This is a genomic window from Thermodesulfovibrio sp. 1176, assembly GCF_029946585.1.
GTDB lineage: Bacteria > Nitrospirota > Thermodesulfovibrionia > Thermodesulfovibrionales > Thermodesulfovibrionaceae > Thermodesulfovibrio.
In genome coordinates this window covers 425,189-436,993 of the sequence record NZ_JARZRZ010000001.1, presented here as the reverse complement: position 1 = coordinate 436,993, position 11,805 = coordinate 425,189, and the positions used below count along the sequence as shown (strand labels likewise).

Below are 11,805 nucleotides of genomic sequence, written 5' to 3'. Positions count from 1 at the left end.
TTGCCCTCCTAATTTTGATTTCTTATTTATAATTTTATCTCTAAATTTTTGTTTTGCCAATATTCAATTAGACTGAAAAAATTAAGTTGATAAAATTAACAAAAATGAGATTCCTACATGTAACAAAAGATTTTTGGCTTTTTTATAAAGTATAATATTTATGAAATTAAAACATCATAACAAGGAGAAAAAAATAATGGAAGAAAAAATTTATCGAGAAAAGGAAAACAAGGTAGAAGCTTTTCTGGATGACACTGCAGAGGCACTAAAGAACAAACTTAGGTCCTATAAAAACAAAGCCTATTTGGTCTACATTCTATATGCTACAAGTCTTGTAATAGGAATAACTGTTATTGTAGGTATAGTAATGGCTTACTTGTTTAGAAAAAGTGCATTGGAAGATAAAGTAGAAGATTATATCATTTCCCATTTTACATGGCAGATTAAAACTTTTTGGGGCAGTATAATAATATTTTTATTAGCAATAATTTCAATTATCACGATTATATTACCTTATATAATTTTAATATTAGGACTTGCATGGTGGATTTATAGAATAGTAAAGGGATGGATGTATCTTTCAAAGGAACAGACAATACCTAATAAGTGGTTTTAATGGGAAACCATATAGTTTAAAAAAGGATGTCTTTCTTTTTTGTCAATTCTAAGGAAACAATACTTTTTAAAAGGGATTATTCTTGATAAATATTGTTGTATTGACATTGATTAATCTACAATGATATAAAAAACTATATTACCTTGCGGGCGTAACTCAGCGGGAGAGTGTCAGCTTCCCAAGCTGAAGGTCGCGGGTTCGAATCCCGTCGCCCGCTTTTTTAATTGGAGGGAAAGTTGTCAGTATTTAAAGAAGATGAAATGGCTCTTATAATAGATTCAAAGGAAAGAAAATATCTGGTTACTTTAAAAAAAGATACTTCCTTTTATTTTCATAAAGGTAATGTTCCCTTTAATGATATAATTGGAAAATCTGAGGGGATAAAAGTTCAATCTTCCCATGGAGAAATTTTGACTGTTTTCAAGCCCACTCTTGAGGAATACATACTCAAGATGAAAAGAGGTGCACAAATTATTTATCCTAAAGATATTTCAAGAATTATTACTCTTTTGGATATCTTTCCAGGTGCAAAAATTTTTGAAGCTGGAACAGGATCTGGGGCTTTAACTCTTTTTCTTTTAAGAGCTGTAGGAAAATCAGGGAAAGTTGTTTCCTATGAAAAAAGAAAGGATTTTTATGAGACTGCAAAGACAAATATTGAAAAATTCTTTAGAGAAGAAACAAAAGGAGAGCTTATTCTTTTAAATAAAGACATTGCTGAAGGTATAGAAGAATCAGATTTTGACAGAGCAATTCTTGACCTTACAGAACCTTGGCTATTTCTTGATAAAGTTGTAGAAGTATTAAAACCTGGTGGAATTTTAGGATGTTACCTTACAACTGTTTTACAAATTTACAGTTTGATGGAAGAATTTGAAAAAAATTTTTCTACAAAACTTTACAAAATTGGCATATTCGAACTTCTTGAGAGAAAATGGGAAAAGGAGGGATTAAGTTTAAGACCAGCCTTAAGAATGGTTGCTCACACAGGATTTATTGTTGTCTTTAGAAAGCTTGCATGACAATTAAATGCCTTCTTGTAAATCCTTGGATCTATGATTTTGCTGCCTATAATTTCTGGGCAAGACCACTTGGATTGTTAAAAGTAGCTGAATTTTTAACCCAGTTTAATATGAAACTATTTTTCATTGACTGTTGTGACTCATATAAAATAAAAAAATACGGAACAGGTAAATATAAAGCAGAAGTCATAGAAAAACCTGAAATTTTAAAAAAAATACCCAGAAAATACAAAAAATACGGAATAAGCAGTTCTGAATTTATTGAAAAAATTAAATCCATAAAAAATGTCGATCTAATCTTTGTTACTTCAATAATGAGCTACTGGTGGTACGGTGTAAAAGAGGCTATAAATATTCTTAGAGAGAAATTTAAAGATACTCCAATTATTCTTGGAGGAATTTATGCAACCCTGTATAAGGAACATGCAGAAAAAAATATAGATGTTGATTTTGTTTATGAAGGACAAGTAGATGAAAGATTAGTTGAGGTAATTGAAACCCTTGGATTAAAGCCTGAAAAAATAAATAAGAAGCAAAAATACTGGTGGCAGATGAATTTTTATAGTGAAATGAAATATGCACCTCTTTTAACATCCACAGGATGTCCTTTTAGGTGCCCCTACTGTGCTTCTTCTTTATTATCTAAATCCTTTGAACAAAGTAATATCAATGAAATTATTGATGAGATTGAAGGATTGTATGGTTTAGGTATAAGAGATTTTGCCTTTTATGATGATGCTCTACTTTATAAAGCTGAAAGCCACATAAAACCTTTGTTGAAAAAAATTATTGAAAAAAATATGAAAACAAGATTTCATACTCCTAATGGACTTCATGCACGGTTTATTGATAGAGAACTTGCTTATTTGATGAAAAAGGCTGGATTTAAAACCATAAGATTAAGCCTTGAAACAGTTAATATAAAAAGACAGATTGAAACTGGAGGAAAGGTTACAAATGAAGAACTTGAAAGAGCAGTAAAATATCTTAAAGAAGCTGGATTTCTACCTAATGAAATAGGAGTTTATATAATGTATGGACTTCCAGGGCAATCTCTTGAAGAAGTAAAAGCAGGAGTTGAATTTTTAAAGAAATTAAGAGTTCGGATTCATTTAACTGAGTTTTCGCCAATTAAAGGAACCTATTATTGGCAGGAGTTTGTAAAAACAGGGATTATTTCCGATGATTTAGATCCGATACTTACAAATAATTCAATTTTTTCAGAGATTTTCGCTGGATATTCAAAGGAGGAACTAAAAAAATTAAAACTTGATGTTAACAATTTTAATTTGCTATTATAAGTGGCGGATTTTTCATTTTGGAGGTTATAAATGGATGAGAAAAAATTAGCAGAATTGATAAGAACAATTGTAAGAGAGGAAGTCAAGGTAATTGTAAGAGAGGAAGTCAAGGTAATCGTAAGGGAAGAAGTCAAAGCTGTTGTCAAAGAAGAAATTAAGGGATTGGTTAAAGATGTAGAAATATTGAAACAAAAGATTACTAAACTTGAACAAGATGTAGAAACTCTGAAACAGGATGTAAGAGTGCTGAAACAAGATGTTGGAATGCTGAAAGAAGATGTAGTAGTCCTCAAACAGGATGTTGGAACGCTAAAAGAGGATGTGGTAGTCCTCAAACAGGATGTTGGAATGCTAAAAAAGGATGTGGCAGTCCTCAAGCAAGATGTTACAGAAATAAAGCAACAGATGGCTACAAAGGCTGAATTGATGAGTATGGAACAGAGATTTACTGCTTCCTTAGAAAAATTAAGAGAAGCCCTAAGACTTTCAATGTTAGAAGTTCACAGTGATTTAGAGGATATAAAAGTTAAATTAAAAATGTATGACTTTGATTTTCTCCTAAAACAAAATGATTATCTTGCTGGAGTTTTAAAAGACTTACTTGAAGAAAGAAAAGCTCTATCACAAAGAATGAGAGATTTTGAAGAAAGATTGAAGGCACTTGAAGTAGCATAAATTGATAGTCCTATTCTTTGCAACCCAAAAAGAGTGTGAATTAATTTTTGACAATTTGATAGATAAACAAATTTTTTCAATAAAAAACTTACCCTTTGTCAAGGGCAAAATAAATGGTATTGATTTAATTTTATCTATTACAGGTATTGGTAAAACTTCAGCTACACTGGCTTCAGTAATTTGTTTTGAAAATTTCTCCATAAAGTTAGCAATTGTATCAGGTATCGCAGGTGCTTATCCTTCCTCTATGCTTGACATAGGAAAAATCGCAGTAGCAGAAAAAGAAATTTTTGCTGATGAAGGTCTTCTCAGAAACTGTCATGATACTCAAGATTCCTTTATTTTTCTTAGTTCTGAAGAAATACCCCTTTATGTTCCCGATTTTTTAAAAAATCTACCAAGGGGAACATTTCTTACTGTTTCTGCCTGCACAGGAAATATTGGAAGAGCCAGATTTCTTGAAAAAAAATTTAATGCTCTATGCGAAAACATGGAAGGTGCTTCAGTTGCAAAGGTATCGCAAATCTATAATATTCCCTGCGTTGAAATAAGAAGTATCAGCAATATAGTTACTGATAGAAAAAAGCTTTTAACTTTAGAAGAAATATCAAAGGCATCATTGATAGTTCAAAGATTTATTCTTGAACACCTTCTTCTGTTTGAAGAGTTTCTTTAATCTGTAAAATTATCTTCTGAACGCTTTCCTTTAATTTTTGATAATCCTCACCTGAATATTTTGTAAAAGCTTCATAATGTCTTAAAGAATCAGGTTTTCTATCCATTCTATAATAGGTTACTGCAAGATTATAATGGGTTTCAGGATTTTCAGGATCAAGTTCAAGGGCTTTTAAAAAAAATTCCACAGCTTTATCATATTCTTCTTTATTTAAATAAACAAGTCCAATATTTGCATATGGAAGAGAGAAAGCACTGTTAATTTCAATGGATTTTTTAAATTCATTTATAGCTTCTTCAAATTTGTTTAAATAAAAAAGAGCAAGTCCGTAATTGTTATGAAGTTCAGCTAAATTTGAATTTTCATTTATTAACTCACTGTAAATTTTGCAGGCTTCTTCAAAGGCTTTATATCTCAGCAATAAATTTGCTTCCTCAAATCTTTCTTCAAATCCCTGTTTTTCCATAACAAAAAATTATATCAAATCTATTCAGGTTTTGTATACATATACCAGGGTTTTTCTGTAGCTCGCTGAATACCACACAATTTTGCAACTCCATCAACTATTTGATTTGCATTGAAGGGTCTTAAAATAACATTATCAACCATTTTATCCTGAATAAGCTTTACTATTTCCTGTTTTGGAGTTTCAGCTGAGATAATTAGAAGAATTTTGATATTTGATTTATCTCTAATTGTTTTTAAAAAAGGAATTGTGCTTTCACCATCGATTTGAGAATCAATTATTATTCCACAAAAATTTGTATCTGACTCAAAGAGTTTTTCAATCTGATAAGTATGGTCAAAATACTGCGGAATAACTACTGAAAGATCCTTCAAAGCCCAGCTAATGGTATTTTTGATATCCCTTTGAACGCATACCAAAATCTTCTTCTTCATAATATCTCCTTATTTAAGTATTTAGCTAAAAAATTCAAAGCTTTCTGAATTCCTTCAGTTTTTAAAACTTCACTAAATTGTGATACATCCATTATAAAATAATTATCCTTCTTCTTTATAGTTAATATAAAGGACTGCAAAAAATTATTTTCACTTATTAAAACTTCTATTGCATAATCTTGCTCTTTTGTCCATACAGAAAAACACTTTAAATACAAACTATCATCTATTTTAAATTCCCTTTGATGTAATACTTCTATATTTACCCTATCTACAGAAATTTTTACAGGATACAACTCGGTCACCTCCTTTATTTCATTAATCTTCATTTGAGAAGGTTCTTTCTCCTTTCTAAGGATAATATCCCATATTTTTTTATCCATTAAAAGCCACTTTTTTTCATACTTTGTTAAAGGCTCGCTTATTACTGGATTAGAAACGTTTATTGTAAAACAATTTAAAATATTGGCTTCTTCTAATGTAAACTCTAAAAATGAATAATCATCTGTTCTAATTTTGATTTCACCATTTGTAATTAATTTTTTAGCATAAATATATAAATTTTCTCTTTTTGTAAGCCTTCTTTCAACATGGGATTTTTTAAACCAAGGGTCTGGATAGTTCATAAATATTTTTTTTACACTTCTATTCCTAAATAGAAGAAACATTGCCCAGTAAGCATCGAGCTTAGTGCAGAAAACATTATTCAGATTTTCAATACGACATTTTTTTAGAAGTTTATTTACAGGAATCCATGACTTTTCTATTCCAAAAAATATCTCTTCAGGATTTTCCTTTGCCATTTTTACCAAGAAATCACCAGAACCAAAACCTATCTCAACAGTCATATTTTCAAAATCAAGAGGTCTTTTTGTTTTGCGATAATGAATATAGTTTTTCATTTTAAAACTTAAAAGGCGCTGGAACAAAAGTAATTATAAATATTAGAAATGAAACCATGCCAATTATTCTTCTACTAAGTGAAAGTTTATATTCCCATACAAGTATTGGAGGATGATCTAATCCAAGAAAAAGTAATAATGCAGCCCATACAAGCCAACCATGCCAGTAAAAAATTCCTAATAAAACAATTATAAAAACAAATCCTCTTGAAATATAAAAGTGATATCTTCCAAATAAAGCATAGGCAATATGACCTCCGTCAAGCTGTCCAACAGGAATTAGATTCATTGAGGTTACAAAAAGTCCTATCCATCCTGCAAAAGCAACAGGGCTTAAAAGAACATCATAGGGGGCTGAAACTTCTCCTAAGATAAATTTAACAAGCAAGGAAAACAAAATAGAATCACCTAACATGAAAAAATCATCTCCTTGCATTGTCAAAGGAACAACTTTTGACATCCTTAGCCCAATTATACAAGCAATAATAGATAAAAAAAAACCAACCAGAGGACCTGTTGCTCCAATATCAATCAGTGCCTTTCTTGTAAATATTGGTGATTTCATTTTTATAAAGGCGCCAAAGGTACCAATGATAGAAGGTGCTGGAATAAAATAAGGTAAAGTTGCCTTTGTTCTGTGAACCTTTGATGCAAAAAAATGTCCCATCTCATGGCCAAGTAAAATTGTCATTATACTTACTGAAAAGGGATAACCTTCCCATATTCTAAAAGGCTCGTTAAAAAGATTAATTCCCTGTTGAAGGGCTCCTGCAAAAAGTGTTGTTAAGACAGTAGCCAGAAAAAGAATTAACGGAACAAGATATTTCCTCACGAAACAATAACTCCTTTAAGGTCATATTCATAAGCTTCTTTTATTAAAACTTTTACTTTATCTCCTGCTTTCAAATTTGATATATTATCTAATATTACCACACCATCAATTTCTGGTGCATGGCAATAAAGTCTTGCAAGAGCAAGATCTACATCAACATAATCTATCAGAGCATCATATTCTTTCCCAACAAATGCACGATTTTTTTCAAGGGAGATAACTGCCTGCCTTGACATAATTTCATCATATCTACGCTGTTTAACATTTTCAGGGATTTGTTCCTTTAAATTGTAAGCCACAGTTCCTTCTTCTTTGGAATATTTAAAAACACCCAAACGGTCAAACTGAACCTCCTCAATAAAATCAACAAGGCTTTGAAACTCTACTTCCTTTTCAGTGGGAAATCCTACAATAAATGTGCTTCTAAGTATTACTTCTGGAATAGCTTGTCTTAATTCGTGAATCTTTCTCAAATACTCTTTTTTTGTTCCTCTTCTTCCCATTAACCTTAGTATTCTTTCTTCACTGTGTTGCATTGGTATGTCAAGATATTTAACAATTTTATCATGCTCTGCTATTGTTTGAACTAATTTTTGATTAATATCAGTGGGATAAAGATAAAGAAGCCTAATCCAGAAATCACCACTAATTGAACATAAATCATTAAGAAGACTTGTTAGATTGTATCCCTTCAGTTCTTTACCATACTGCGTTATGTCCTGAGCAACAAGAATTAGTTCTTTTACTCCTGAGGAAACAAAACTCTCAGCTTCCTTAAGTATTTTTTCAGGTTCAGTACTTCTAAAATTACCTCTTATGGAAGGAATAACACAAAAGGTGCATTTTCTGCTACATCCATCGGCAATTTTAATATATCTGTAACTTGGTGGTTCTACAGTATAAGGAACACTTTGAAAGTCTTTCAAATCCTTAAACTGTGACATAAATTTAATAATACGTTCTGATTCCTTTACTCCAAATAAAGCATCAATCTCTGGTATTTCTTTTTTTATTTCTTCTCTGTATCTCTCTGAAAGACAACCAAAAACAATAAGTTTTCTATAATCTTTAAACTTTACTGCTGTCAGAATTTCATCAATCGATTCTTCCTTCGCATCATTTATAAAGCAACAGGTATTTATAAAGACAAAATCAGCTTTTTTGAATTCTTCCACATAGGAAAAGCCTTCTTTAATCAAAGCCTCTATTAAATGTCTTGAATCAACTGTATTTTTTGGACATCCAAGGGTAATTACAGTGAATTTCATCTTAAAAATGTTGCCAGCCTTCTGGTTTTGCTTGTAGTTTTCCTTTCATTGAGTCTACTATATAAATTCCTTTATCTTTAATTATTTTTCCAATTGGGATTAAACCAGTCTCTGTAACATTCTCTTTATCAGATACAACAAGAAGTTCGTAGTCTTCACCACCAGAAAGTATAATTTTCATTGGGTCAATGTGGAAAAGCTCTGCTACTTGGGCAACCTCGGGATGAATTGGTATTTCATCAATATAGATTTCTGCACCAACTCCACTTTCTTCGCAAAGTCTATGTAAATCAATAAGTAACCCGTCACTTATATCCATCATTGCTTTTGCATTGTTTCTAAATTTATCAGGCTTTCTTGCCGCAGGCATAAGATGTCTTTGTAAAATCTCTTTTATTTCTTTTAATCGAATTTTCCTTTCAGGAAGATTTAATACTTTTGCATTAGATTCTTCGCTTCGCTCACAATTACATTTTTTTCTGTCACCCTGAGGTGTAGCCGAAGGGTCTCCTTCCTTATGGGTTATTTTTATATAAGATTCTTCGCTACGCTCAGAATGACCAATAAAAGGTTCAGAATGACGAAGAAAAGATTCAGAAAAAGAAAGAAAAGATTCGGAAAAATCATTTAATAAATCAAAATTTTTGATGGATTTTACTATCTTTTTACTCTCTTTAGAAAGATTTCTTAAAAGATAAAAACCTGCTTGAGAAAGTCCAAGATAGGATGTTATATAAATCAGGTCCTCGGGCTCTGCTCCTTTTCTTAAAATCGGCCTTTCAGTCTCTCCAATAGCAACCCCTGAAAGGACAATTTTATCACTTTTACTTAAATCTCCACCGATTAAAAAGCCTCCGTAATGATTTAATGCATCCTTAATTCCACTGAATAATTCATTGAAATCTTCATCGGAGATTGTTTGTGGAGCTCCAAGAGAAAATAAAAAACCTCTGAAATCTCCCCCCATTGCATAAATATCACTTACATTGATAGAAACAATTTTAAATCCAAGATGATAAAAAGAAGTGAAACTAAGGTCGAAATGGACATCTTCAATCATAAGATCTGTTGTAATCAATGCAGATTCTTTAAATCTAAGTACTGCTGAATCATCACCAATTCCTATCCCTTCAGGGAAAAAAAATTTATTCCTTATATCTTTAATTATTGCAATTTCATCTTTTTTCATTTAGCTTTAGCTGCTACTTTCTGAGGCTGAGACTTTGTTTTAGCCTTTGAAAAAATGTGTTTTAAAACCTCATCCATTGTCTCAACAAGAGCAAACTTCATCCCTTCTTTAACATACTTTGGTAATTCATCAAGGTCTTTTTTGTTTCTCTTAGGTATTATAACTGTTTTTATGCCCATTCTTTTTGCAGCAAGGACTTTTTCTTTGAGTCCTCCAATTGGAAGAACCCTTCCTCTTAGCGTTATTTCACCAGTCATTGCGACATCTTTTCTTAAAGGCTTACCTGTAAAACACGAGGCAATTGCCGATGCCATAGTTATTCCTGCTGAGGGACCGTCCTTTGGAATAGCTCCAGCTGGAACATGTATATGTAAATCTGATGTGCTAAATAATTTCTCATCAATTTTTAATTCTTTTGCCTTTGATTTTACATAGCTTAATGCCGCCTGAGCAGACTCTTTCATAACATCTCCTAACTGTCCAGTAAGAATCAGATTTCCTTTTCCTTTCATTATTGTAGCTTCTACATATATTACGTCTCCACCTGCTTCTGTCCAGGCAAGACCTGTTGCAACTCCAACTTCTTCTTTTTTAAGTTCTTCTTCTGGAAGATACTTAGGTGCACCAAGAAATTTTGATACTTTTTGTGCAGTTACATAAAATTTCTTCTTTTTCCCTTCTGCAACATATTTAGCTACTTTTCTGCAGAGATTTGCTATCTCTCTTTCGAGATTTCTAACTCCTGCTTCTCTTGTATGATGAGTGATTATATATCTTATTGCTTTATCACTGATTTTTAAAATTGAAGAGTTAAGTCCATGTTCTTCAAGCTGTTTTGGTATTAAATATTTCTTTGCAATCTGAAGTTTTTCTTCCTCTGTATATCCTGAAAGATATATAATCTCCATTCTATCTTTCAAAGCTGAAGGAATTGTATCAGCGATATTTCCTGTGCAAACAAACATAACCTTACTTAAATCGAAAGGAACAGCAAGATAATGGTCAACAAAACTATTATTTTGTTCAGGGTCAAGGACTTCAAGAAGAGCAGAGGAAGGGTCTCCTCTAAAATCCATACCAAGTTTATCTATTTCATCGAGCATGAATACAGGATTGTTTGTCCCTGCCTGTCTAATTCCCTGAATAATTCTTCCAGGAAGAGCACCAACATAGGTTCTCCTATGTCCTCTTATTTCAGCCTCATCTCTAACACCACCAAGGGAAATTCTAACAAACTCCCTTCCTAATGCTTTTGCAATGGAACGTCCTAAAGAAGTTTTACCAACTCCAGGTGGTCCAATAAAGCAAAGGATTGGTCCTTTCATTTTTTCTTTAAGCTTTCTAACACTCAGATATTCAAGAATTCTCTCTTTAACTTTTTCAAGATCATAGTGGTCTTTATCAAGAACATCTTTGGCTGCTTTTATATCAAGCCTGTCTTCTGTTGAACGTGACCATGGTAGTTCTGTAAGCCATTCAAGATATGTCCTTATAACTGCAGATTCTGCAGACTCAGGATGCATTCTTTCAAGTCTCTTAAGTTGCTTTTCAGCTTCCTCTTTTACCTTTTCAGGCATTTTGGCTTCTTCTATTTTTTTTCTAAATTCATTTATTTCTTCTGCCTTTTCATCTATATCACCAAGCTCTCGCTGAATAGCCTTTAGCTGTTCTCTTAGAAAATATTCTCTTTGAGTCTTATCTATTTCATTTTTTGCATCTTTCTGAATTTTTTGCTGAATTGTAAGCAATTGTATTTCGCGATTAAGAATCTCGTTAATTTTTTTCAATCTTTCTATAGGATTGTTAATTTCGAGAATCTCTTGAGCCTGATCACTTTTAAGCCCAAGATTAGATGCTATTAAATCTGCCAATCTCCCAGGTTCATCAATGTTTTCAATAATAACCATTGCGTCTGGAGGAATATTCTTTCCAAGGGAGATAACCTTTTCAAGTTGTTCTTTAACAGTTCTTATAAGGGCTTCATGTTCTATAGTTATTTCCTTTATAACTTCATCCTCTATCTTTTCAATTTTAGCCATATAAAAACCTTCTGATTGATAAAAATCAATTGCCTTTGCTTTCGAAATGCCCTGTACAAGAATTTTAAGCCTTCCATCAGGAAGTCTAAGCATTCTCATTATCATGCAAATAGTACCAATATTGTAGAGGTCAGAAGGTTCTGGAACTTCTATATTAAAATCTTTCTGTGTAAGTAAAAGAATTAAACGATTAGTATTTAATGCATGTTCAACAGCTTTAACAGAGATATCTCTACCTACAAATAAAGGAATTATCATGTATGGGAAAATAACTATGTCTCTTACTGCTAATATCGGTAACTCTTGAGGTATTTCAATATCTTTTTCATTTATTTTATTTTTTTCTTCCTCTTTTTTTATTTCATCCATTTAATCCTCCTACGAA

The 11,805-nt window shown here is 31.8% G+C and carries 12 protein-coding genes and 1 tRNA gene; 6 read left to right on the top strand and 7 right to left on the bottom strand.

Translation table 11 applies throughout. The features are described from left to right. Nucleotides 1-196: 196 nt before the first annotated feature. The 6 genes from QI155_RS02335 to QI155_RS02310 all read left to right on the top strand — a co-directional run bounded on the left by QI155_RS02335 (nt 197) and on the right by QI155_RS02310 (nt 4,290). Entirely contained in the window at nt 197-616 is a 420-nt protein-coding gene (locus QI155_RS02335) for a hypothetical protein (RefSeq protein WP_083200088.1), read from the top strand. A gap of 145 nt (nt 617-761) precedes the next feature. Further along, nucleotides 762-833, top strand: a tRNA-Gly gene (locus QI155_RS02330). A 19-nt stretch (nt 834-852) separates the two neighbouring features. Then, on the top strand, nt 853-1,638 hold the full coding sequence (locus tag QI155_RS02325; protein ID WP_083200087.1) for a tRNA (adenine-N1)-methyltransferase: 786 nt from the start codon (nt 853-855) through the stop codon (nt 1,636-1,638). Next, the gene (locus tag QI155_RS02320; RefSeq protein WP_068860444.1) at nt 1,635-2,939 is read left to right on the top strand and encodes a B12-binding domain-containing radical SAM protein; all 1,305 of its coding nucleotides are present in this window, start codon (nt 1,635-1,637) and stop codon (nt 2,937-2,939) included. Before QI155_RS02325 ends, QI155_RS02320 begins: the two co-directional genes overlap by 4 nt. Nucleotides 2,940-2,969: 30 nt before the next feature. Next, nucleotides 2,970-3,614, top strand: coding sequence for a hypothetical protein (locus tag QI155_RS02315; protein ID WP_281321007.1), 645 nt, complete (start codon nt 2,970-2,972; stop codon nt 3,612-3,614). Nucleotide 3,615: 1 nt separating this feature from the next. After that, a complete protein-coding gene (locus QI155_RS02310) occupies nt 3,616-4,290 on the top strand; it encodes a hypothetical protein (protein ID WP_068860440.1) in 675 nt (224 codons plus the stop codon). On the opposite strand, the gene QI155_RS02305 is transcribed toward QI155_RS02310, so the two are convergent. From QI155_RS02305 to lon, 7 genes are read right to left on the bottom strand one after another with little or no spacing between them, the layout of a single operon-like run. Then, nucleotides 4,250-4,756, bottom strand: a complete 507-nt coding sequence (locus tag QI155_RS02305) for a tetratricopeptide repeat protein (protein WP_068860438.1) — start codon at nt 4,754-4,756, stop codon at nt 4,250-4,252. The two genes, QI155_RS02310 and QI155_RS02305, sit on opposite strands and share 41 nt — an antisense overlap. A gap of 20 nt (nt 4,757-4,776) precedes the next feature. After that, nucleotides 4,777-5,190 carry a response regulator gene (locus tag QI155_RS02300; protein ID WP_068860436.1) on the bottom strand — a complete coding sequence of 138 codons (414 nt, stop codon included), beginning with the start codon at nt 5,188-5,190 and terminating at the stop codon, nt 4,777-4,779. Then, on the bottom strand, nt 5,187-6,092 hold the full coding sequence (gene trmB / locus QI155_RS02295) for a tRNA (guanosine(46)-N7)-methyltransferase TrmB (protein WP_068860434.1): 906 nt from the start codon (nt 6,090-6,092) through the stop codon (nt 5,187-5,189). The genes QI155_RS02300 and trmB overlap by 4 nt, the downstream gene beginning before the upstream one ends. A gap of 1 nt (nt 6,093) precedes the next feature. Beyond that, nucleotides 6,094-6,924: a site-2 protease family protein gene (locus QI155_RS02290; RefSeq protein ID WP_281321006.1), complete on the bottom strand. Its 831-nt coding sequence runs from the start codon at nt 6,922-6,924 to the stop codon at nt 6,094-6,096. Next, a complete protein-coding gene (gene rimO / locus QI155_RS02285; RefSeq protein ID WP_281321005.1) occupies nt 6,921-8,192 on the bottom strand; it encodes a 30S ribosomal protein S12 methylthiotransferase RimO in 1,272 nt (423 codons plus the stop codon). The genes QI155_RS02290 and rimO overlap by 4 nt, the downstream gene beginning before the upstream one ends. Before the next feature lies 1 nt (nt 8,193). After that, entirely contained in the window at nt 8,194-9,381 is a 1,188-nt protein-coding gene (locus QI155_RS02280) for a thiamine-phosphate kinase (protein WP_281321004.1), read from the bottom strand. Beyond that, nucleotides 9,378-11,789, bottom strand: coding sequence for an endopeptidase La (gene lon, locus QI155_RS02275; RefSeq protein WP_068860425.1), 2,412 nt, complete (start codon nt 11,787-11,789; stop codon nt 9,378-9,380). Before lon ends, QI155_RS02280 begins: the two co-directional genes overlap by 4 nt. Nucleotides 11,790-11,805: the final 16 nt, after the last annotated feature.